At 52.4% G+C, this 23,973-nt stretch carries 20 protein-coding genes; 4 read left to right on the plus strand and 16 right to left on the minus strand.

Annotated features, from left to right (window positions below; translation table 11 throughout):
* Positions 1-3 precede the first annotated feature (3 nt).
* On the minus strand, positions 4-93 hold the full coding sequence (kdpF, locus tag PseAD21_RS00675; protein WP_007963673.1) for a K(+)-transporting ATPase subunit F: 90 nt from the start codon (positions 91-93) through the stop codon (positions 4-6).
* Between the two features lie 407 nt (positions 94-500).
* Between kdpF and eat the strand changes: the two genes are divergently transcribed.
* From eat to PseAD21_RS00690, 3 genes are all read left to right on the plus strand, one after another.
* Positions 501-1,865 carry an ethanolamine permease gene (gene eat / locus PseAD21_RS00680; RefSeq protein ID WP_102354057.1) on the plus strand — a complete coding sequence of 455 codons (1,365 nt, stop codon included), beginning with the start codon at positions 501-503 and terminating at the stop codon, positions 1,863-1,865.
* Positions 1,866-1,992: 127 nt separating this feature from the next.
* On the plus strand, positions 1,993-2,160 hold the full coding sequence (locus PseAD21_RS00685; protein ID WP_003226857.1) for a DUF2897 family protein: 168 nt from the start codon (positions 1,993-1,995) through the stop codon (positions 2,158-2,160).
* Between the two features lie 161 nt (positions 2,161-2,321).
* Positions 2,322-2,879, plus strand: a complete 558-nt coding sequence (locus PseAD21_RS00690; RefSeq protein ID WP_102354058.1) for a TetR/AcrR family transcriptional regulator — start codon at positions 2,322-2,324, stop codon at positions 2,877-2,879.
* Here PseAD21_RS00690 and fabF read toward each other — a convergent pair.
* From fabF to PseAD21_RS00705, 3 genes are all read right to left on the minus strand, one after another.
* A complete protein-coding gene (fabF, locus tag PseAD21_RS00695; RefSeq protein ID WP_102354059.1) occupies positions 2,876-4,150 on the minus strand; it encodes a beta-ketoacyl-ACP synthase II in 1,275 nt (424 codons plus the stop codon). The two genes, PseAD21_RS00690 and fabF, sit on opposite strands and share 4 nt — an antisense overlap.
* Before the next feature lie 17 nt (positions 4,151-4,167).
* Positions 4,168-4,965, minus strand: a complete 798-nt coding sequence (locus PseAD21_RS00700; RefSeq protein WP_102354060.1) for an SDR family oxidoreductase — start codon at positions 4,963-4,965, stop codon at positions 4,168-4,170.
* Positions 4,966-5,176: 211 nt separating this feature from the next.
* A complete protein-coding gene (locus tag PseAD21_RS00705; RefSeq protein WP_102354061.1) occupies positions 5,177-5,512 on the minus strand; it encodes a helix-hairpin-helix domain-containing protein in 336 nt (111 codons plus the stop codon).
* A 341-nt stretch (positions 5,513-5,853) separates the two neighbouring features.
* Between PseAD21_RS00705 and PseAD21_RS00710 the strand changes: the two genes are divergently transcribed.
* Positions 5,854-6,741 carry a methyltransferase domain-containing protein gene (locus PseAD21_RS00710; protein ID WP_102354062.1) on the plus strand — a complete coding sequence of 296 codons (888 nt, stop codon included), beginning with the start codon at positions 5,854-5,856 and terminating at the stop codon, positions 6,739-6,741.
* A 136-nt stretch (positions 6,742-6,877) separates the two neighbouring features.
* On the opposite strand, the gene PseAD21_RS00715 is transcribed toward PseAD21_RS00710, so the two are convergent.
* From PseAD21_RS00715 to PseAD21_RS00770, 12 genes are all read right to left on the minus strand, one after another.
* Positions 6,878-8,872 carry a nucleoside-diphosphate sugar epimerase/dehydratase gene (locus tag PseAD21_RS00715; protein ID WP_102354063.1) on the minus strand — a complete coding sequence of 665 codons (1,995 nt, stop codon included), beginning with the start codon at positions 8,870-8,872 and terminating at the stop codon, positions 6,878-6,880.
* Positions 8,873-8,956: 84 nt separating this feature from the next.
* A complete protein-coding gene (locus PseAD21_RS00720) occupies positions 8,957-9,976 on the minus strand; it encodes a glycosyltransferase family 4 protein (protein WP_102354064.1) in 1,020 nt (339 codons plus the stop codon).
* On the minus strand, positions 9,973-10,947 hold the full coding sequence (locus PseAD21_RS00725; RefSeq protein ID WP_102354065.1) for an SDR family oxidoreductase: 975 nt from the start codon (positions 10,945-10,947) through the stop codon (positions 9,973-9,975). The genes PseAD21_RS00720 and PseAD21_RS00725 overlap by 4 nt, the downstream gene beginning before the upstream one ends.
* 147 nt (positions 10,948-11,094) lie before the next feature.
* Positions 11,095-12,207: a glycosyl transferase gene (locus PseAD21_RS00730; RefSeq protein ID WP_218244964.1), complete on the minus strand. Its 1,113-nt coding sequence runs from the start codon at positions 12,205-12,207 to the stop codon at positions 11,095-11,097.
* Positions 12,204-13,316 (minus strand): non-hydrolyzing UDP-N-acetylglucosamine 2-epimerase, encoded by a 1,113-nt coding sequence (gene wecB / locus PseAD21_RS00735; RefSeq protein WP_102354067.1) that lies wholly within the window; start codon positions 13,314-13,316, stop codon positions 12,204-12,206. The genes PseAD21_RS00730 and wecB overlap by 4 nt, the downstream gene beginning before the upstream one ends.
* A 104-nt stretch (positions 13,317-13,420) precedes the next feature.
* Entirely contained in the window at positions 13,421-17,005 is a 3,585-nt protein-coding gene (locus PseAD21_RS00740; RefSeq protein WP_102354068.1) for a polysaccharide pyruvyl transferase family protein, read from the minus strand.
* A 16-nt stretch (positions 17,006-17,021) separates the two neighbouring features.
* Complete coding sequence (locus PseAD21_RS00745; protein WP_102354069.1) at positions 17,022-18,311, minus strand: ABC transporter ATP-binding protein; 1,290 nt, start codon at positions 18,309-18,311, stop codon at positions 17,022-17,024.
* Positions 18,301-19,125 carry an ABC transporter permease gene (locus PseAD21_RS00750; RefSeq protein ID WP_102354070.1) on the minus strand — a complete coding sequence of 275 codons (825 nt, stop codon included), beginning with the start codon at positions 19,123-19,125 and terminating at the stop codon, positions 18,301-18,303. Before PseAD21_RS00750 ends, PseAD21_RS00745 begins: the two co-directional genes overlap by 11 nt.
* Positions 19,126-19,143: 18 nt before the next feature.
* Entirely contained in the window at positions 19,144-20,391 is a 1,248-nt protein-coding gene (locus tag PseAD21_RS00755) for a glycosyltransferase (RefSeq protein ID WP_102354071.1), read from the minus strand.
* On the minus strand, positions 20,375-21,004 hold the full coding sequence (locus PseAD21_RS30150) for a DapH/DapD/GlmU-related protein (protein ID WP_102354072.1): 630 nt from the start codon (positions 21,002-21,004) through the stop codon (positions 20,375-20,377). The genes PseAD21_RS00755 and PseAD21_RS30150 overlap by 17 nt, the downstream gene beginning before the upstream one ends.
* Before the next feature lie 169 nt (positions 21,005-21,173).
* Positions 21,174-22,139: a glycosyltransferase family 2 protein gene (locus PseAD21_RS00765; protein ID WP_102354073.1), complete on the minus strand. Its 966-nt coding sequence runs from the start codon at positions 22,137-22,139 to the stop codon at positions 21,174-21,176.
* A gap of 99 nt (positions 22,140-22,238) precedes the next feature.
* A complete protein-coding gene (locus PseAD21_RS00770; protein ID WP_102354074.1) occupies positions 22,239-23,696 on the minus strand; it encodes a mannose-1-phosphate guanylyltransferase/mannose-6-phosphate isomerase in 1,458 nt (485 codons plus the stop codon).
* Between the last annotated feature and the right edge of the window lie 277 nt (positions 23,697-23,973).

A 23,973-nucleotide genomic window follows, 5' to 3' on the forward strand; every position in this document is an offset into this window, starting at 1 on the left:
CTCCTAGTTCCGATCCGCGCGCAACAGCGCAACCAACAGATAAATGAACAGCCCGGCTGCCAGCAGCAGGGACACCCCGTCCAGAACGCTCATGGAAGATCTCCGTGTTACGGCTTATTGCCGCGTGTGGAGGCATTGTCGGAAAGAAGGCTGTAAAGGAACGAGACCGAGGGTGTTGGCTGGGCATAAAGAAAGCGTAAAGAGTGGGTTTATGCGGGCGTTACAGGTGAGTCTTGTGGTGTCTGGACGGGCCTCTTCGCGAGCAAGCCCGCTCCCACAGGGATATGCGCGACCGCATTTCAAAATGTGGGAGCGGGCTTGCTCGCGAAGACGGCAGCACGATCAACATCGCACCCAACTGGCGCACAAAAAGCAGTTATTGCGCCGCGAACATCCCCGATACGACAGCTTTCAACTCATTACGACTTGTTTCACAGCAATGGCACGCCCACTGCACACGCCCTCCCCCGAGCTTTCCAAACCGTTCAGGGAGCATGCGCATGAACACACAACTCAAACCCACGCTGGGCACATTGCACCTGTGGGGCATCGCCGTCGGGCTGGTGATTTCCGGCGAGTATTTCGGCTGGAGTTACGGCTGGGGCGTGGCCGGCACGCTGGGCTTTCTGGTGACCTCGTTCATGGTCGCCACCATGTACACCTGCTTCATCTTCAGCTTCACCGAACTGACCACTGCGATACCTCACGCGGGCGGACCGTTCGCCTACAGCCGTCGCGCGTTTGGTGAAAAAGGTGGGCTGATCGCCGGGCTGGCGACGCTGATCGAATTCGTCTTCGCACCGCCGGCAATCGCGCTGGCCATTGGCGCCTATCTGAATGTGCAGTTTCCGGCGCTCGATCCGAAACACGCGGCAGTCGGTGCCTACATCGTGTTCATGAGCCTGAACATCCTCGGGGTAAAACTGGCTGCGACGTTCGAGCTGATCGTCTGCGTGCTGGCGGTGATCGAATTGCTGGTGTTCATGGGCGTGGTCGCACCGGCGTTCAGCTTCAGCAGTTTTGCGCTCAATGGCTGGGCCGGTTCCGATGTGTTCGGTGCCCCGGCGATTGCCGGGATGTTCGCCGCGATTCCGTTCGCGATCTGGTTTTTTCTCGCCATCGAAGGCGCGGCCATGGCCGCCGAAGAAGCCAAGGATCCCAAGCGCACAATCCCCAAGGCTTACATCAGCGGCATCCTGACCCTGGTGTTGCTGGCAATGGGCGTGATGTTCTTCGCGGGCGGCGTTGGTGACTGGCGCACCCTGGCGAACATCAACGACCCGTTGCCGCAGGCGATGAAAACCGTGGTCGGCGACAACTCCGGCTGGCTGCACATGCTGGTGTGGATCGGCCTGTTCGGCCTGGTCGCGAGTTTCCACGGAATCATCCTTGGCTACTCGCGGCAGTTCTTCGCCCTCGCCCGCGCCGGCTACCTGCCGGCCTCGCTGGCGAAACTGTCGCGCTTCCAGACCCCGCACCGGGCGATCATCGCCGGCGGCGTGATCGGCATCGCCGCGATCTACAGCGACGGTCTGATCAACCTCGGCGGCATGACCCTGACCGCAGCGATGATCACCATGGCCGTGTTCGGCGCCATTGTGATGTACATCATGAGCATGCTCAGCCTGTTCAAACTGCGTAAATCCGAACCCAATCTGGAGCGTACTTTCCGCGCCCCGTGCTATCCGCTGGTGCCGATGATTGCGCTGGTGCTGGCAGTGGTGTGCCTGATCGCCATGGCTTGGTTCAACGCGCTGATCGGGCTGATTTTCCTTGGTTTCATGGCGGTCGGCTTCGGCTACTTCCTGCTGACGGGCCAGTTGCGCGCCAACGCTCCGGCCGATGCGATGCTGACCGGCCGCTGAGGGATTTCGGGTACACCGGGCATAACCGGCCTAGAATGGAACCACTGCGAACTCACTTCGCTCAAAGTGGTATGCAGCGTCGCTGGCGAAATCCTCGCCCGTCGAGCTGCCATTAAGGAGAGCCGTTATGCCCTGGTATGCCTGGTTGATTCTGGTCGTTGCAATCGGCTCGATCGTGGGTGGGTTGATGATGTTGCGCGACACCGCCAACAAGGTCGAACTGACCGATGAAGAACGCAAGCGCGTAGCGCAGCGCAATGCCGAAGCGGACATCAAGGACGCGCAGGATCGCTGAACGAAAAACCCCGCCGGAACAGGCGGGGTTTGTTTTTGTAAAGGATTTTACTGACTGCAAGGATCAGGTCGGACTGAGCAGCGTGCTTTTAAGAAATAGAAGTACAGTCACCATGTCATTTACCTTGGTTAAGATGGCGGTCTTGTTGCGGAGAGTTCCACATGCGTTACTCGCAAGATCATAAAGCTCAAACCCATCTACGGATTATCAAGGAAGCCTCGGCGCGATTTCGCAAGGACGGCATCGGTGGCACCGGTCTGCAACCCCTGATGAAAGCACTGGGGCTGACCCACGGCGGCTTTTACTCACACTTCAAATCCAAGGACGAACTGGTCGAAAAGGCCTTGCAGGAGGCGAGCGATCAAGTCGACGGTTTATGCGCCGAGATCTTTGCCCAGGCAAACCCGCTGCACGTATTTATCGATACCTATCTCTCCGAATGGCATCAGACCTCCCCACACGAAGGCTGCCCGCTGCTGACCATCTCTTCAGAATTGGGCCTGCGCGGACAACCAAGCCCGACCAGTGATCAGGTGCTCGGCAATCGCCTGGATCAGATCGCCAGCACCCTGAAAGACGACAACAGCGCCGACCAGGCCATTGTCATCATGTCGACGCTGGTCGGCGCGCTGTTGCTGTCACGCAGTGTCGCCGACGCCGAGTTGGCCCAACGTATCCTCGACGTCACTCGCGATCACCTCAAGCAGTCGCAGGACTAAGCCTGCCAGCGCTTGAACAGCACGCTGGCGTTCACCCCGCCAAAGCCGAAACCGTTGGACAGCGCATATTCGATCGGCATCGAACGCGCCTGGCCGTGAACGATGTCTACACCCGCGCTCGCAGGATCGGGATTGTCGAAATTGAGTGTCGGCGGCACAACCTGATCACGGATTGCCAACAGGGTGAAAATCGCTTCCAGCCCGCCTGCGGCCCCCAGCAAATGCCCCGTGGCCGACTTGGTCGACGTCACGGCGATTTTATTCTCGGTGCCGAACAACGCCTTGATGGCTGCCAGCTCGCCAAGATCGCCGACCGGTGTGGAAGTCGCATGCGCATTGAGATGCTGCACCTGATCGGGCGCAATACCGCCCTGAGCCAATGCCAGCGCCATGGCGCGACGTGCTCCGCTACCGTCCTCCGGCCCGGCGGTGAGGTGATACGCATCGGCGGTGGTGCCATAACCGACCAGTTCGGCCAAGGGCTGCGCTCCACGTGCCAGCGCATGCTCCAGCGATTCGATCACCAACAGGCCCGCGCCCTCGCCCATCACAAAGCCATCGCGCCCGCTGTCGAACGGTCGTGAGGCACGCTCGGGGGTGTCGTTGTAACCGCTGGACAGCGCCCGCGCTGCCGCGAAACCGGCCAGACTGACCCGATCGATGCACGCCTCCGCCCCGCCGCACACCGCGATGTCCGCTTCACCTGCACGAATCATCCGTGCCGCATCGCCAATCGCCTGCACTCCGGCAGCACAGGCGGTCACCGGTGCACCCAACGGGCCTTTCAAAGCGTGCCCGATCGATACGTGTCCAGCGGCAAGATTGACCAGAAACGATGGAATGGTGAACGGCGACAGACGACGCGGGCCGCGACTGTCGGTGGTGCGTACCGCGTCAGCTATCGCGCCGAATCCGCCAACACCGGAACCGATGATGGTCGCGGTGCGCACCTGATCCTGCTCCTCGGCCGGATGCCATCCGGCCTGCGTCAATGCCTGGCGCGCCGCTTCCATGGCAAACAGAATGAAGCGGTCCATCTTCTTTTGCTCTTTGGGTGGCGTGGCAAGGTCCGGATCGAAGCCGGCCTCGGTGTCCTCCGCCGCCGTTGGCACCATCCCGGCGACCCGGGTCGGCAAATCTGCGCTCACCGCGTCCGGCAAATTGCGCAAGCCCGAGCGCCCGGCCAGCAATCGCTGCCAGACCATTTCGACATCACTGCCCAAGGGAGAAACCAGGCCCATACCGGTGACAACAATTCGACGCTGACTCATACCGCAGTTACCTCTGATCAGTTTTTGTAGCGTTGGGCCGCCGAACTGCGCGACAGATTCGGAGCCATGACATGCCGGGCACGCACAAAGGCCTGCCATTCACCTTCGTCAGGCAGCGACGGGATAGTGATCAACTCGCCTTGATCCAGACCGGCCAGCGCCGCATCGACCATTTCACCGGCCTCCATCACCATCTCCGCCGGAATGCCATTGGCATCGATGCCCGAGCGCTCCCAGATTTCGGTGCGGGTAACGCCGGGTAATACCGCTTGTACCTTGACGCCGGTGCCTTCGAGCTCCGTATTCAGCGATTGAGTCAGGCTTAGAACATAAGCCTTGCTGGCGCTGTAGGTCGCGTTGAAACGCTCCGGAAACAGCGCCACCACCGAGGCAATGTTGATGATCGTGCCGCGACCGGCCTTCGTAAAACTGGCGGCAGCCGCCGAAGCCAGAAGGGTCACGGCGGTGACATTCAACTGAATCAGGCGCTCCAGTTGCTCAGCATCGGAATTGGCCAGCAGACCATCGGCCGCCACCCCGGCGTTGTTCACCAACAGGCTGATGCTCGAGTCACTGCGCAGACGCTGCTGGAGTTTCAGCAGATCGTCCTTTTGCGTCAGATCGGCCTTGAGCACTTCGACCTGACCCCCATGGGCCTCGCGCAACTGGCTCGCGGCGCTTTCCAGACGCTGCTGATCACGGGCGACCAACAGTAAATCAAAACCACGCGCTGCCAGCCGCTGCGCGTAAATGGCACCTATCCCGGACGAAGCACCGGTGACGACGGCTGTACCTTGAGACTGAACTGAACTCATTAGGGCGCTCCTGAAACACATTGGGATATGGGCCTCCAATGCTCACTGGCCTGGAGGTGACGGAAATTATTATAGGCATAATCCAAAAACAATATGATACCCATAATTTTCAGCTTGCCGATAAACGCAACCAGGCTCCCTTTGCCAAATCTCTGCGCCAGAAAACAGAAAGGCCGGTCAATGACCGGCCCCTTGGCGTTGAATAATCAGCTTAGTTCACTTCCAGCTTCTCGCGATTGCGATCCAGGATCGCCTTGCCGATGCCCTTGACTTCCAACAGCTCATCCACCGAGGCGAATGGCCCATTAGCATCACGATACGCAACAATCGCTTTGGCCTTCGCCTCGCCGATACCAGCCAACTCCTTTTGCAACGTAGCCGAATCGGCTTGGTTGAGATCAACTTTTGCGCTATGGGATGTCGACGTCGCGTCCATCGCGATCAGCACTTTGGCTGGTTCTGAAGGCACTACAGGTGCCGCAATCGCTGCGATCGAGGCACTGGCAAGGAAGGCAAAAAACAGAGATTTGAAGTAACCGGTACGCATAAGTGACGCTCCATCATCATTTGAGAAAGCAGCTTTTCCGAAGCTGCTCTTCAACAGTAGGTCATGACGCGTGCAAGTCAAAACTGCGTTCATTACAGAATGTGAAACAATTAGAGCTCGACCTGAAAATACCTGCTGATTGATTTTTGCAACGTCTCGCCAACGCTCAGCCCCCCGACACTTTTCACTGTTCGAGCAAAAAAACAGGGAATAGACTGGAGAGATCAAAACATTACGTCTACCCTAAATTATCGGCAAAAAAATGGGCGTACCGAGTCAGCACTATTGATCGAACACGCATTGAACACGACTGACGAAGCAAAAGTGGAATATACAAATTTATGGATATCTCTGCCCCGACAAAGACCAAGCCTGCTGGAACGAAGTTCGAATCAACTTTTGTCAATCAGGCCACAATCGATGAAGTCGTTGAACGTGTGACAACCGAGGGAAAAGTCTTGGGCGTGGGGGACGGTGGCCTGCACTTCGATAGCCGCCGTTTTGCAGTAACCATCGAATACATGAAGCGATTCGGATTACATTTGGGATATTGTGTTGAGATTGGTAGCCTTGAATATCTGAGCTCCCGTGTAATCTGGTCTTTTTTTCCCGAAGCGACAGTACGCGGAACCTCAAACGACCTGCGAAACGATCCATTACCTTATGCAGACAACTCTATTGATAATGTCATCTGCACGGAAGTCATAGAGCATATTTCCGATATCGATTACAAACAGGCAACCACCCTGGACGGTATCTTTTTCTTCCTCAACGAAATCCATCGAGTTTTACGTGTTGGCGGCCGCGCATTGATTACGACTCCCAATGCCAGCAGCCTCTGGGCACTCCAGCAAGCCTTGATGAAAAACGCGCCCTTGATGTACGACTGGCATTTCCGTGAGTTCACGAAGAATGAGATGAAGCAGATTGTCGAGCACACCGGATTCAACATCATCGCTCACAACACCGAGTTTGTATGGCATCTCTGGGACTTCAGTCCGCTTGAAAATTTTCTGAAGACGTCCAACTATGATTCATCAGACCGTGGCGATGACCAGTTCATTGTCATTGAAAAGACCAGCGAGCCCGTTAAAAAACCACACAACCTGATGCTTCCACAAAAACAGCCATGGGAAGAGCGAGGTTTGCGCTTGTTCAAGAACAATATCAAACGCAGATATTACAACTTGAAACTCTGGGCAAAGGTCAAATTGAGGAAGTTAACTTGACAGCACACCGTCTCGGAGGTGTGTAGCTCCATTGCTCGCTCGGTCCCTGAATAGGCGGACCGAGGAAAATTGGGCTGATCCACAAGCTCCGCGAGCTATCAGAAAGTATTTCCGATTACCTGGTCTACCCTGTCAATCAGGGTTCGAGAAGCCGCTGCTGGTAAATCCAGTCAACAATTTCGCCGTCCGGGGTATAACCATTCACCGTTTCGCGCAAGAGCAGGCGTACTCGTGCGTAGTCATCTTGTTCAACAGCGGCGAGCAGCTCGCTCAACCTTGCCTTGAGTACATCCCAAGGCAAATGGTCTTCTCGTGCAGTCATGATCATCGGGTGCTGAGTGGCAGCAACGTTATCTCCAATCAACAACTCTTCATACAATTTCTCACCTGGACGCAGCCCAGTAAACTCAATAGCGATGTCACCCTGAGGGTTTTTTTCCGAGCGTAGACTCAAACCAGACAAGTGAATCATCTTCTCTGCCAGTTCGGCGATCTTCACGGGCTCACCCATATCCAGGACGAATACGTCCCCCCCCTTCCCCATCGAACCGGCCTGGATAACCAGCTGCGCAGCTTCCGGGATGGTCATGAAATACCGGGTGATTTTCGGGTGCGTGACTGTCAGCGGACCACCTGACTTGATCTGACTGTGGAACAACGGAATCACCGACCCCGATGATCCCAGCACGTTACCAAAGCGCACCATGGTAAAACGGGTTTTGTTGACCCGCGAAACATTGGCTCGTTCACCAAAAAGTACGGGAGCGATTTCCCGACTCAGGGCCTGCAGGGTCAACTCTGCAAGACGCTTGGTGCTGCCCATCACATTGGTAGGGCGCACAGCCTTGTCAGTGGAAATGAGAACAAAGTTGGCAACACCCGACTGCAACGCAGCCTGTGCGGTGTTGAGTGTTCCAATAACGTTGTTCAATACGCCTTCGGCGATATTATGTTCGACCATCGGTACATGCTTGTAAGCTGCGGCGTGATACACGGTCTCCACGTTCCAGGTGTTCATGACATCCAGAAGTTTGTGGGGGTGACGTATTGACCCCAGAATCGGCAGCAACTGGACAGACGTTGATTCCCGGGCAGCCCGCTGCTCAAGCTCGGACAAAATGCTGTAAAGATTGAATTCGCTATGCTCGAAAAGTAAAAGAGTGGCGGGCCCGATGGAAAAAATTTGCCGGCAAAGCTCTGCCCCGATAGAGCCACCTGCTCCGGTCACCATTACTGTCTTGTCTTTGATACAGCGCGCCAACAGGTCGGGCTGAGCAGGTACCGGATCCCTTCCCAGCAGATCCGCAATATCCACCTCCTGGATATCCTCAACCTTGACCCTGCCGCTGGCCAGCTCGGTAAAGTTGGGAACACTACGCACGTGAAGAGGAAATTCCTCCAGCAGATTAAGAATTTCCCGGCGCCTGACCCTCGTGGAAGACGGCAGCGCCAGAAGAATTTCCTGCGCCCCAGTTACATCAATCATCTGCTGGATATGTTTAGGCTTGTACACCTGCAAGCCCGCGATCGAGCGCTCCGCAATACTCGCGTCATCATCGATGAAGGCGACAGGACGCATCACTCGCCCAAGACGCAGCGCGGCAACAAGCTGATTACCCGCGACCCCCGCACCGTAAATGGCAACCTTGGTCAGACCGTCATCGCGGTTGGTGAACGGAACATGCTGTGCCGCATTCAACCAGTCTCCTAGGAAATACTGACGCATGCACAAACGCAAGCCGCCGATGATGACCAGGCTCAGCCACCAGTAGTTGAACACTATCGAACGTGGAACCACTGTTTGATGATTGCTGTACCAATAAACAACTACCGACAGCAGAAGTGAAGAAAGACTGACGGCCTTGACGATCGCAATAAGAGCATCATTTCCGAAGTAGCGCATGACCGCACGGTACATTCCGAAACGGATGAAGAGAGGAATCGCAATAATGGGGGCGCAGATAAAAAGCCAAAAATGTGCTCTTACCGGGTTGTACATATCGTCAATGCCGAGGCGCACAATAAACGCCAGCCAGAGAGCCCCCCAGACCAGCACGATATCGCTAACCACCTGGATGAGTCTCTTCTTGCGTCTGGGCAACCCCAGCAAATACGCTCTAACTTTGCTCATAAGATCCTCAAGCACTACGATTTCATCCCTTTTTCCGTCCACTCCATGACGTCGTAGACGTAATACAGGAGTATCGACGAGTCCTTAAGGAGGACCTTCCAGCTCCCCTGCGTTAAACACCCAAGCCAATACCAACAATGGACTATAGGCCAGCAATAGTCCGATCGTACCGTCCAGGCCGTAAAGAGTAACGCAAAGGGCAATGGGTAGCAGCCAGCAAAGGTTGATCAATCCGACGGCCAACGTCACTGGCAAGTGCTTTCCGAAGCGACGCGAAGCAAACTGGTAGGCATGGCTACGATGGGCTTCATAGACTTTATCCCCACGAATCAGGCGCCGGATGAGGGTGAGTGTCGCATCAACAACAAAGACCCCCAACAAGATGAGCCATGCCCAGAGCAAGGGAGCTGAAACCCATCCAGCCTGAAGTGACAGGACACCAAACATCAAGCCCAGAAAACCACTACCGGCATCTCCCATGAAAATTCTGGCAGGTGGAAAATTCCAGAACAGGAACCCTGCAACCGCAGCGCCCAGCATCAACGGAGCCCAAATCGATCCGATTTGACCTGACAGCGCGTACAACAAGCATGCCGCGAAGCAAACACTGGTCGCTTCGACACCTGCTATCCCGTCGATGCCGTCCATGAAGTTATAAAGATTGAGCATCCACACCAGATACAGCAACGCCAGAACGGTGCCAATCCAACCCAGCTCGAGCACCGTGCCAAACACGTTGACTGCCGGCAAACCTCCCAGCCAGTACAAAGCCCATGCTGCGGCTAGAAAATGCCCGAGCAGGCGCCATCGCGCATCAATGTGACCATGGTCGTCCAGAAAACCGATCATCGCAACAATTGTCCCTGCTCCCGCGCAAGCCGCGAATACTGGCAGAGAAATCAGGTCGAAATATATCAGCCCTCCCAATGCTAGGAGAAACGTCACGACGATCGCTACCCCTCCACCCCGAGGCGTTGGCATGACGTGAGAGCTGCGCGCGTTGGGAATATCCACCAGGCTGCGGCTCAAGGCATACCGACGCATTGCTGCGGTAAGAAAAAAAGCAACCGCCACCGCCACGAAAGCAAACCAGGTCTGAGTCAAGATATCCTCGACTCCAGAAAATACTGCGCGGTTTTTTTCAGAGCCATATCGATGTTCAAGGGAGGAGTCCAGTCAAGAAGCTGCCGATTTTTACTGATATCCACCTGCAATGAATCGAACAGGCGCTGGGAAAGTGCCCGCCGCCCTAGCGACAAAGCCAGCACTTTCATCATCCATACGGGCAGCGGGATCAGGCGAGCTCGTTGATTCAATGCTTCACCGGTTTTACGTAAAAGTTCGGTAGTGGATACATCTTGACCATCACTGACAAGAAAGATCTGATCAGCAGCGGCGGGATGACTCAGGCAAGTCACGATCAGATCGACAACGTTATCCAGCGCTACAAGGCTGCGCTTGTTGTGAATCGCCCCAAAAGGTAACGGCACGCCCTTGTGGATCCAGTTCATCATACTCAGGAAGTTAGCTTTGACGCCCGGACCATAAATCAACACTGGGCGAATGATGACCACCTCCATGGAGGTAGTCGAAGACAGCGCTCGCAACTTCTGCTCTGCCTCAAGCTTACTGATGCCATAGGAATCAACCGGTGCTGGCAAGTCATCGGCGCAAAAAGGTTTGCCAGGTTCGGTGAACTCACCGTTGACCTTGATCGAGCTTATGAAGATGAACCGCTTTACACCGGCTGCGGCTGCTTGCCTGGCAAGATTGAGGGTGCCGTCCACATTGACCTTGCGAAACTCGGCCAACGGATCCGAACTCGACTCTTTCATGACATGCACTCGAGCCGCCGCATGAACCACCTTATCGACACCAGACAGTGCATGCCCCCAATGGGTATCAGCGTCCAGACCATCGATCTGCACTACTCGAACAGAGGGTGAGGCGGGTTGAAAACGATGATCTCTGACGGGTAAAACAACCGCCAACTCCATTTGCGTACTCAATCGTTCTGTCAGTGCGGCCCCAAGAAATCCGGTTCCTCCCGTTACAAGAATCGTCTCAGCACTCATTTCAATAACCCTGACAAAACAACACCTCACCCTACTACGGTCAATATTGGCACCCGCGCATCTCGAACTTGAACCACTTCCCGATCCCCGTGAAAGAGCAGGGACTCCCGGCACCGGCAAAGCGGCTTATCAAAAGCCGAACTCAATCTACACCCCGCTGAACAATGCTGCCGAGGAGAATCTCGCACTCCAGGAGTTTTTCTGACGAAACAGCTCTAAGTCATCGAGTGTGAATCTATAGGCCAGGGCAGCCTCGACTGTATGCAACAAGTGGGATGATTTGTCGGACGCATCCAGGCTGAAGACGCCTGCCTGTTGTGCATGAACGCGCATTTCACCGAAAGCCGAAGTAATGATCGGTAAGCCGAGCGCACGATATTCATAGTATTTGATTGGATCAACAGACTCTGTTAACTCCGTTATCTTGAAAGGAATCAACCCAACATCAAAGCCCTGCATGGCCGCAATGGCCTGAGCATGCGAACATTGCGGCAGCATCTCGACATTCGCCGGCAATGTGAACGGAGCAGGCGTATATACCGGACCAATCAAACGCACCGTCACATTGGCACATTCAGCCAAACGCCTGATCAGTTCCCAGTCAAACCATTTCCCGATCGTCCCTACATAACCCAAAATCCTGGAGGCAGGCCGACACATCAGGTCAACTGGAGGTAACACTTCTACCGCGCAAGCATTCTCGCACAAGCGAATATCTGCAGTTGGATGCATATCTTTTGCTCTATGCATCAGTAGCGTGGACGAAACAAGCACATGGTCCACGCTTCGGACTACCGCGCGCTCCTTACACTGCATCGAATACTTGGACAGGCCGCTGTAAAACGCAGGAAAGTCGTCCATCGAATCATAAATACTTTTCTCGAAAGCTCCCTCTTTCAAGAGCTGTAAAGCCAATGCCGAAGGTTTACCGATAACCAGACTGGTTGAGCCCAAACTGGCGAACGCGTTAATTTTTGCCACCAGTTCTCGACGCAGGTACCGATTGAAAACGTTCAAAACCGGAATTGGCTCCACCGGCAACGCCTTGACTGTCAAACACTCCAGCCAAGACTCTGTACGCCCGAGACGACCGGGGGCCGGCCGACGTGAAAAGTCTGACAGACTGGGCAAGCGAGTTGGATAAGGATCAACCCAAAGCACTTCTCCCTCAGAGATTTCGTGAAACCATTCCACAAACTTATGAGGACGTTGAGTAAAACTGTCCCAAGGTACAGGAGACAGATAGACCATACGTTTCAACGAAAATACTCCTTTAAGACTCCGACAATTCGCGAAGCTGACAGACCATCTCCATACGGAGATGCACCGATTGCCATCTTCTTGTACTCGTCCGGGATATTAAGGAGTTTTTCCGCCTCACGAACAATCAGTTCAACGTCAGTCCCCACCAATCTTGAACACCCCGCCGATATTGCCTCTGGCCGTTCGGAGCTTTCGCGCAAGACCAGCACCGGTTTTCCCAATGCCGGGGCCTCTTCTTGAACGCCGCCTGAGTCACTGATAATAAAATATGCACGTTTCATTGCCGCCACAAACTGCTGATAACCTAATGGTTTAATCAAATGGAGGTTGGCAATATTTCCCAACAGTTCATAGGCAACACTACTGATATTTGGATTGGGGTGAACCGGAAATAAAATTTCGACATTACGGTTATTCACCGCCAACTTCTTTATAGCAGTACAAATCTCAAGGAATGGATTGCCAAAATTTTCTCTGCGATGTGCCGTAACCAAAATCATACGTTTGGAGGAATCAAGACAGACTGAAAGTGGTTGATTTTTTTTGGCCGTATAATGCAACGCGTCAATGACCGTGTTACCTGTCAAGAAAACTCTGTTGGCAGGCGTACGCTCCGCAAGGAGGTTCTCCACGGCTCTTGAAGTCGGTGCAAAGTGCCAATGAGCTAACATACCGGTCATGACGCGGTTAGCTTCCTCAGGGAACGGGCTGTAGATATCGCCTGTTCTCAATCCCGCCTCAACATGACCAAACGGGATACCTGCGTAAAAGCTCGCCAGAGAAGCCGTCAGTACTGTGGTCGTATCACCTTGCGCAAGCACAGCGTCAGGTTTTTCGGCCAGAAGTACTTTTTCGACTTCAAGAAGCAATCTTCCCGTCAATGTACTTAACGACTGATTCGGCTGCATTATGTTCAGATCCACATCGGGAATTATGGAGAAATCCGCCAATGTCTGATCCAGCATATCCCGATGCTGAGCCGTCGCCAAAACCCTGACTTCCACCCACTCCTGCTCTTTCAGAGTAAGAATAATCGGAGCCATCTTGATGGCTTCTGGCCTTGTGCCAATAACGCACAGAATTTTTTTCCGGGGTAGGCTCAACATAAAAACAGCCGCGTCATATGAATAGGAAGTCTTCTAAAAGGGCCACCTTGACATTCGTCCAAGGTGATGCCCACACGTTATGCTTTTCAACCACACCCAACGGCTCAGTTGGAGTAGTCGACGAAATACTCAGGCTTATGCTTCCACTTACCCTTGAAGTAAGCCGAATTACGCAGGAACAAAGCTTTGTATTTGTCGCTTCCGCTATCAGCACCAGTGGTCTGATGCGGCTGGTGACGAATCCCCGAAAGGTCTCGGAAGGAAATCTCCATTCCCAGTGCACGAATCTGGAAACACAGATCCGTATCCTCGAAACAAGTCGGATCGTAGAACGTGTCGAACCCCTCGATGGCGTCGAATACAGAACGGTGCATAAAGAAACCACTGGTTCCCAGGAAACCGATATCCGAGCGATAACCGTCGCGAATCGCCTGCGGATTCATCGCCCTGTTCGGGCAGTAGTCGGCAATCATTCCACCCAGATCAGTACGAGTGGCGTCAAACCAACCGGCATTCCAGCCGATTACACCGACACTGGCGTGCCGCTCAAGAATGGACAGCGCCTCGGCGAAACCCGATGCACCAGTGAACCACTGATCGCTATCGAAAAAGGTAATGTACTTGCCGGTAGCGTGCGCGGCACCGAGATTACGGCCCGAGGAACAGCCATTTTCCGGATTTCTGATCAGTTTGACTTCCGGGAACTGTTGCTCGACTAACTCAGCACCGCCGTCAGAACTGGCATTATCAACGACGATGACTTCTTTGATATAGGCACCACAGTGTTGCTGCAGCGTTTCAAGGCACCGCGCAATTATACTTGCGTTGTTATGAATCAGAATGACTACGCTGACATCGTGACGAGAAACAGCAGGTACCAGTGCTTCCAGACGGGCCAGCCATGAGTTCTGCGACACGAACAAATCGTTTTTGAGAATGGCAGGGAAACGGCCGCTTGTATCACCCAACACTTCAGCTTCTGGAAGATAAAGGAAGTTGTTCAGCTGCGAAGCATTCACTTCCTGTGAGCTGATGATCGGTTTATTCAAGAACGCCCCGGCGTAAATCCCTTGAGGCAGACCTGTTTTACCTGCAATCGACTTCGAAAACGGAGAAAGCAAAAGATCGCTGTGGGCGATCAGTGCATTTGCATTGTTCAGGCACTCTTCAGGAAGTATCACGATGTTGGCTGGAAAGCTTTCGGAATGATTGAAAGCTCCCAACAGGAAAAAGGTAATCTGCGGATTCAGACTCGCTATGCGCTCGACGTATGCCCAGTCGACATTCGACTCCTCGCCAGGCGCAAAAACAATGGCCTTGGTGCCACTCACGCCTTGATACTGGTGCGGAGCCTGATAATTGCGATAGATATCGAAGTAGGTATGGCTGGCAGCCATCTCGATACAGAGAGTCGGTGTATTCGTGACTGTAGCAATATGAGCAGCAGTTTGGGTTGAGGCCACACAGATTGCACTCACCACGCTGGCCATTTCAGCAAACAGCGGCGCAGAAACAACCAACGGATCATTCAAAAGGTATGTTGACTCAAGAAATACCTTCAGCCCACGATTTTGAGCAAACTGAAGGTATGCCAGCACATTAGAGTCCAACACAAAATTCAGAACCACAGAGTTTTCTGAAAGCTGGGAGAACAGTTTTTCGACCGATAGTTCGCTCAGGCAAAGCTGTGAAAGGCCCGCGCACTGCTGAGCTGCAAAAGAGTTGGAGCGATCGGATTGAGCTTGAGTGATGTAAATCACTCGATGTCCGGCAGAAAGAGCAGCTCTTGCCAATTGCGCTGGACGATGATGCCCACCCAGCGACTGGAACGCATGCGATGCAAAAATAACGATTTCTTCATCGCGAAGCTTTGCAGCTGCCTCAAAAAGTGCGTGGTCAACCTCTACCTGAGTCATGGACTCTGAAGGTGTGATCACGGGCAACGGCATCTGTTGCGACAAGAGCATCTGACGACGCACTCTCAGCGCCGAAAGCAACGCTCGTGGGCCACCATTTTGCAGCAAATAGGTCGCGCGCTGAATTTTTCGAGTTAAGTTCTGCAAACTGCCTGACATTTTAGTTCCTGTTTTTTGCTTTGCGCTTTCGAGTTCTTGTAACTGTGTCGTCTGAGCGCCCAACGCTTGCTGCAGGCTAACGACAGTTTCCTGCATCGTGAGAAATTTCTGTTCAAAGTGATGCCGCTCATGCTCCGCATCATGAAGCTCTCGAGCTTTCAGTGTGACAGCTGCGGTTTGCTGTTGTTGCTTATGAAATAAACTTTCAAACTCAGCAGACTGCTGCTTGTGCTTCTGAACTTCCTTGTCCAGCTCTGCCATCTGTTGTTGCAGATTCTGTAGAGACTGCTTCAATTCATTCAGCTCAAGATCTTTTTTATGCAGCTGAAAATCTCGATAGCCCAACAAGTCATGGGCGTGAACGCTAGCGCGTTCGATAGTACGTTTTTGCCAGATAAGCTCCTGCAACCAGACAGACATCCAATCCAGATTGTGGCTAGACCATCGGCGGCGCTTCTCGCCACCGCCTCTGACCAACTCCAATGCCCTGATCAGAACATCCCTGTGAGCCAATGCAGAATTCTGCAGCGTCTGCAATACCTGTGCATCGATAACCCAGTCGACCTGATTATCGGTGAGCTTTTCAATTATTCGCTCGTATGCGCTCAGGGGACGCCTCAAATCAAGCCTCAGATCCTCAGGCACGTGTGCCATATTGTGCGCTTGAGTCATCTTGTCATCGTACTCAAGGAAAGCACAGGGCTTACCAAGAGCAAGCGACAAAATACTGCCATGCAGGCGCATCGACAGTACGGCATCACATTCATTGATCGCATTGACTACATCCGAAACAGCAATATGATCGATGATCTCATAGCTTATCCGTGGATCCAGACTGGCCGACAATTTTCCAAGGAATGGCTTATCAGAGCCTGCACGAGTCTCATCCAGCGAGTTTTGAAAGGCAAACCAGACACAGCTCCAGTTTTCCGGCAACCGGCTGTTGAGAGCAGAAACCAGTTTTTCTTCCCAGTCCTGATCCTTGTTCCACTCACGAATGATCAGGGCAAGCTTGCGCTTTTCAGCAGGCGTATCGTTGTCTGTCTTGGATACCAGACTGGTACGCACAACTTCACTGGCCGCAAACCAGCCCGGATCTGCAGCGACGAGAAGTTCACGAGTTACGCCGATCTTGCGCAGAAGCGCTTCGCTATGCACATCTCTGACAGACACGAAATCCGCGAGCGTAAAGACGTCTCGTACGACTTCCTGAGCATCATGACTCATCAAAGGCCCTACACCGTGAGCCAAGATCAGGGTTTTCACGCCATACTGGCGGGCGAGATAGAACGGTCGCGCATACTGTGCAATATCAAGCGCAGTCGCATCATAGAGTGCAGTGATGTTAAACGGATGATGGTCCTGAAAGATCCCTCCTCCTCCCATCACGAACAAATCGCAGTCAGCCAAAACCGAGGCAATTTCGCCCAGATTGTGAAAATCGACGGCAGCAACTCCGTAGACTTGAGCAGTGTGCAGGGGATTGAGACTTATAATCGTCAACTCGCCGCCAGCGTCGGCAACCCAGGCAGCAACAGCGCCAAGGAGCAGCTCATCGCCTATGTTGCTCGCACCGTACCATCCGCTAACCAGGACCTTCGGTTTATCCGTCATTATTTAACTCCGGCGACTAAACTGATGAAAGCGAAACAGTTGGGCATGGAGCCAACCAACCCGAACCGCTGCGTTCCTGAGGCAAGACATCGATGTGTCCGGCATAAGGAAGGCGCGAATGTCGCCGATATTCGCCCGTCTCGGTACTTCCGGCGCCAATTGCCAAAACATACCGATTGCCAGAGAAGGTCGCTTGACAACTCCAGGTCAACTGGTGGGTTCCTACCTCTAACCGACCCAACGGAACCTCCATACTTTGAGTAGTCGCACTCCAAAGCACGATGTCGTCGACACTTTTGATCTGAATACCAAAACAAGGCATCTCGATAGGCGTGCCGACCTTAAGACTGACCCGGACCAGGAACGCATCTCCGTATGAAAATGTGCTGCGCTGCTGTCCTTGTGCGTCGAAAATCTCCACTGCAAGGATAGCAATTTTCTCTTCCGATCCGCCCGGAACTTCTATGAATGCTTTGGATTCAACTTCTTGGAATGCCTGCACCTCGTCCTGCGTTCTTTCGACAAGTGCAATTCCGCCTTCCTCCTCCACCAAGTCATTGGCATAGTGTTTGACAACGTCACGGCAAACGCCATCCTCAACCAGCACTCCTCGTTTGAGATAAATGGCTCGATCGCAGTACTCAATCAAAGTATTCGTCGAGTGAGTAACCAAGAGGATCGTCGTGCCCTTCTTTTGCAGATCACGAATGCGAGTCAAACACTTGGTCTGAAAGGCCGTATCACCAACCGCGAGCGCTTCATCGACAACAAGAATATCGGGAGAGGTGTGAATCGCAGTGGCAAACGCCAAACGTACAAACATACCGGAAGAGTAAGTCTTTACCGGTTGTTCGATAAACTCGCCAATATCTGCAAACGCAGCGATGTCAGCGAAACGCCTACGCATTTCTTCTTGGGAAATACCGGCGATACTTCCGGAAAGAAAAACATTATCGCGGCCTGAAAATTCCGGATTAAATCCGGCCCCAAGTTCGAGCAAGGCGGCAATTCGACCATTAATGTCAACGCGCCCTCCCGTAGGGGTCAAAGTGCCACAAATCATCTGCAGAAGCGTAGATTTACCGCAACCGTTGCGACCAATAATCCCAACGGTTTCACCGCGGCGTAGCTGAAAGGAAACGTCATGCAGCGCCCAGAAGTCGTGCATGAAACTGCTTGGTTTGAGCCCAATGGCGCGCTGTAGACGAGGTACAACAAACTGCATGAAGCGATGTGCCGGCTTGTCGTAAATGTGAAAACACTTCGAAAGCCCAGCCACGTCGATAAGGATATCGTTAGAGGACATCACTGAATCCCTTCCGAGTTTTGTTGAAGAACCACAAGCCTGTGCTACATGTAAAAATGCCTACTCCCGCCAGAATGAGTAGTGCATGCATATCAGGCTGTGATCCGTAAATCAGCACCTGCCTGGCCTGCTCAATAACCAGCGTCAGAGGGTTAGCCATCATATAAGGGCGAAAGCGCTCCGGAATCGACTCGATCGAATAGAATACCGGCGAAAGAAACATCATGATGGCAGTAATCATTCCAACCAATTGGGCGATATCTCTAAAGAACACTCCCAGCGCGGAGACAAACCAGGAAAGCCCCACTAAAAACAATACGAACGGGACAAGAATCAACGGCAAATAAACCAACGTCCACTGCAACCCTCCGGTTAAAAACAGCTGCAACCCCATGAGCACAAGCAGGCCCGTGAAGAAGTGAAATAGTCCTGCCCCAATGATTGTCCAAGGTAAAATCTCAAGAGGGAAAATGACCTTTTTGACATAATTGCTGTTCGCCACAATCAGCGTCGCCGACTTACCCAAACACTCAGCAAAAAGACCATGGATGAGCATCCCGACGAAAAGCAGGATAGTGTAGTCCTGAGTGTCGGTCGCCACACCTCCCCAACGAGCCTTGAAAACTGTTCCAAAAACGAAGCTGTAAACCATCAACATCGCCAGGGGGTTGATAAAGGACCAAATGATGCCTAAAAATGACCCACTGTAGCGAAGACTGATTTCTCGCCGAACGAGCTGCCAGATAAGCTCACGGCTTTTTACGAAGCTCCGGGAACCGAATGCAAGAGTTCTAATCATGGGCTTTTTTTTCATCTCAATTCGAGTGCTGGCTCAAACCGAGGCCAGCAGTTTTTGATAAATCCGATCCTTTTCTTCAATGCAGTCCTGCAAGTTGTACTTCTCTACAAGAAGTTGTTTGCAAGCCCTTGAAAGCCTTGAGCGTTGCTCTGGGTCGGCTGCAAGTTGAAGAATGGCATCGGCAAATGACTGAGCATCATCACGAACCACGATGTCCAGGCCATCTGTTGCGCCCAACCCTTCGCAGCCCTTGCTGGTACTTAGAACAGGAATACCGTTGCTCATTGCCTCGAGTATCTTTACTCGCACACCACCACCCGACAGCAATGGAACGAATAGAAGATGTGAGCTATCGAGCATGTCTTCCAGAGAGTCGACGAACCCATGCACGAAAATATTGCGTCCGTCATCGACAGCTTTCAATTCATCCGGCGGAGCTGCGCCCAGAAAGTGCAGGCGAATATTGAGGGCTACAAGCTTGTCAGCGATGAGCGGCAGAATGGACCTTACAAACCAAAGAACACCTTCAGCATTCGGGTGCCACCAGAAGCCGCCCATCCACAACAAATTGACGTGCCCATCAGGCTTGTCATCATAGTTGCTGGCCTTAACGGGCAGACAGAGGGGAATATAACTCTTATCCACCACCGCAGTAACACGATCCATATCACTCTGAGAAATGAAAGTCATTGCATCAAACTTCCATTTATTATCTATTTCAACTTGATGCGTATTGCGTCGACTGCATCGCGCTACACTTTCGACTGCCGCTTTTTTCCAGCCGGTCAGGTGCTGCGGAATCCAGAACGGAAAAATATCCGACTCAATATTATGACTAACCAGAACAGCGGGGACTTCCGATATAAATTTCTTGAAAAAAGCCAAGTGACTGGAGTGAATCTCAAGCGCCTGGATATTATGCTGCTTTACAATTCGGCGTGCGTTTCTAACAGCACTGACACTGTAATAACTTGCATCCATGAACGGCAAACCATGGTACAGATGCACCAAACTATGAACAATTCTGCCAAGAGTACCTTTCTGCGAAGGCATCTGCGCCCTAGGCTCAACATGCACGCTACGGAAATAGCGGTCATAAAGATCCTTATGCTGCTTAATATGCTCCACCTCATCAGAGCCTCCGATAGTATACAAATGCAGATCGTATTTCTCGGCGAGCGGTATCAGTGTATTGGTGATGTATATAGGCGCGCCAGAAGTGGCAGGCAGGGGTGGTGAAAGAGTAAAAATCAGCAGGCTTTTCTTAACTGGATTTAACATGGGACTCATCAAAAATATCTGTATCGAAGAAAGGAGAGAAATTTGTCAAATAGGTCAGATTACGATTACGCTCACCAATGACTCGAGCTGGTACGCCACCGACTACCGCATAATCGGGCACTGAACGGGTCACAACAGCTCCAGCTGCTACAACCGCACCTTCGCCCACAGTGACTCCGGGCAAAATCACTGCTCTTGCGCCAATCCAAGCGTGATCCTGGACAATGACAGGGGCACCGATAGCAGAAAATTCCGGGGAGTTATGATCGTGATGCAGACTCAAAAGGCACGCCTGGAATGACACATTCACGTTATTCCCAATGTGCACACCCGCCCTGCCATCCAAATAAATCTCACGATTAATGACGCAATTATCACCAATACTGACCTGGCACCTACTGTGGTAACCCGTCAGGAAAACCCTCATACTTATATGAGTATCATTCCCAATTGAAACCCCCAAAATGCGTCGATAATAGGCTTTCCGCACCGATTCGAAGGGAATCTTCGCGATAATATTATTGGCGACGAAGTATTTTGCCGCTGCAAACACATAGTAGGCGCTGGACTTCAGCAGGGCCTGCTTGAGCCTGACCTTCAACTTACTTGACATATCCTTTCCCGAAGTGAAGCGTTCGTATGAGCCTTTGTCTACAGCCTTTATTCATCCGAGCCCATGAAGCGAGCCAGACACCCAGTCCTTAAAATGGTGGCTACCCGCCTGAATTGGGCCGCATAGTGTAATCCAATATCAACGGAGGTGGTATTGGATTCCTGAGAGGCTACAAGCGATTTACCACCGCTGCGGCGACCAAAATGACGTTTTCTGCGGTAGACTGACGAAAGATACCTGCACGTTTAAAGCAGAACAGCCTCATGAGCAAAGCCGAACGGCGAGCCTTTTGAAACATATCGACCCGCTTCAGATGTTCCATTTGCAAATCCTGGCGAAAATGCTCCAGCGCGGTCAAATTAGCGGTATTCCAAATCTGAAAGGTTCCATCAAATATTTTTTTAAGCCGTAACAAGCGCTCACTCAGTCGACGATTAGACCCCATCAAGTTATTTGAATGCTGCCGATAATCAACCTGCGGCACTGGATCATAGTGAACGTTGCCACCACTACCACTCACCAGCAAGTAAGCCCACCAATCGTGTGAAATAATCACTGAAGCAACTGGGGTTTTTGCAATTAAACATCTTGCTGATTCGTTGAGCACCATTGTATTGCCACCAGCAATACTTTGAACCAACGCATTTTCGAAACATGGACGAACCGAGAATACCGCCGAATAACCTATCTCGACACCACACTCATCAACCAGGCGCGTCCGCGAGCAATAAAGTGCAGACAAGCCTTCCTTGCTCTTTTCCAAGCAACTCACTGCACTGGATAGTTTGTCCTTGGACCAGATATCATCCTGATCACAAAATGCGAAATAGCTTGCCTGTATTTCTTTACGCCGGATTAAAGACAAGAAGTTTGCTGCGAACCCTTCGCCTGGCCCCTGGTAAATCCTCAAGCGTCCGCCTAGGCGCTGGCGATAGCACTCAAGGATCTCCAAGGTGCCATCACTGGAGCCGTCATCCGACGCATGGATCTCCCAGTTTTGGTATACCTGCTCAATCAAAGACTCTAACTGAGCCTTTAAATACTGCGCGCCGTTGTAAGTTGATAGCAGAATAGCGACACGACCAGCACTCGGGCGATCACCTGCAGCATCAACAACACTTAATGAATCAGGCATTGAAAAGGCAACCAAAATTCTTGAATAACACTAAAAAATCGGACGAGGAACTCTCCCCGTCCAATTCCCGATTACCAGGATCAGTTTTTCAAGCACTCACTACTTAGCTGTGAGTGCAGAATCCACTCGACCGTAGTTATCTTCAAATCGAACAATGTCGTCCTCTCCGAGATAATCACCGCTTTGCACTTCGATCATAACAAGATCAATAACACCCGGATTTTGCAAACGGTGTTTATGGCCTGCTCGGATAAATGTCGATTCGTTAGTATTAAGCATCAGCTCCTGCTGATCGTTTACCACTACCGCCATCCCGGAAACGACAATCCAGTGTTCACTGCGATGATGATGCATCTGTAGAGACAGCGAAGCCTTGGGTTTCACGACAATACGCTTGATCTTGAAGCGCTCGCCATTCTCCAGCGTCGTGTAAGTGCCCCAAGGACGATGCACCGTTCTGTGCAGTAAGTGTGCGGTATGCCCACTGGCCTTGAGTTGACCGACAATATGCTTCACATCTTGCGCATAATCTTTATGTGCAATCATCACGGCATCTGGGGTATCAATCACCAGCAAGTTCTCAACACCTACGAGCGCAGTGAGACGCCCCTCACTATTGACGTAGTTATTGCTGGAACCGTGCGAAAGCACCTCACCCTCAAAACGATTGCCGTCCTGATCAGGCTCGGTCAACTCGCTGACTGCATTCCAGGATCCGATATCACTCCAACCAATGTCGCATGGAATGGTCGCTACCTTGGCAGATCGCTCCATTAGCGCATAGTCGACGGAAATGTCCGGTACCTGCGAGAAGGCAGCCGCATCAAGGTTCAGGCAACGATATTTGTCAGACGACGTGACCCGGGATTTTTCAATTGTCTTTGCCACCGCCTCAAGAACCTCAGGAGCATGCTTACGCAGCTCCTCGAGAACGGTTCCGACCTGAAAGCAAAACATCCCGGAATTCCAGTAATAGTTACCGGCACTTACGTATCCTTTGGCGGTTTCCAGATTGGGCTTCTCAACGAACCGCGCGACCTTCAAGCCACCGTCGAGCGGCGCACCCGCTTGCGCTTCAATGTAACCGAACCCAGTCTCCGGATAAGTAGGCTGAATGCCAAAAGTAACCAGCCAGCCCTCAGCAGCCAAAGCCATCGCATCTGCCACTGCTGCGGCAAAAGCCTTTTCATTCTTGATCAGATGATCAGCTGCCAGAACCAGCATTTGGGCGTCCAGACCATGCGACGCTTCCAATTGAAGCGCAGCTGCAGCAACAGCAGCAGCAGTATTACGCCCAAAAGGCTCGAGAATGAATCCCTGCGAATGCCCTGCAGCATTGACAGCGCCGTACTCGTCTTCCGTCTTGAACAGCAGCTCGCGATTTGTCACGGTCAGAATCTCTGCGACATCCTTCAACCGCGAAGCTCGCAGGAAAGTCTTCTGGATCAGATTCTGACCATCCGGCAGAGCCATGAAAGGCTTGGGATGGGCCTCTCGCGAAACAGGCCACAATCGGCTGCCCACGCCGCCAGACAAAATTACGGGAATCAGTTCCATTCTTAAAATCCTCGCTCACCCCTCCTGTGTCGATGAAACCACGGAGAGAATATTGTTTACATTCTGGATTCCATTGCACCGTCCCACGGCACCAATGCTTTCTACCAACTCAGGTCGGTGCTATATATTCGTATGCATTAATGCACTCAACAGCCTTCACTGTTCGGTGCATCAGCGTCAAAATTCATGACTTTATTTTAACAGACGAGAGATCAAGCCTGAAAAAAACAAAAGCCTGCTCATTAGCGCATGCGAAAAAACGGCCTCATCACCGCCT

Source organism: Pseudomonas sp. AD21 (assembly GCF_002878485.1).
In the GTDB taxonomy this organism is placed as follows: Bacteria; Pseudomonadota; Gammaproteobacteria; order Pseudomonadales; family Pseudomonadaceae; genus Aquipseudomonas.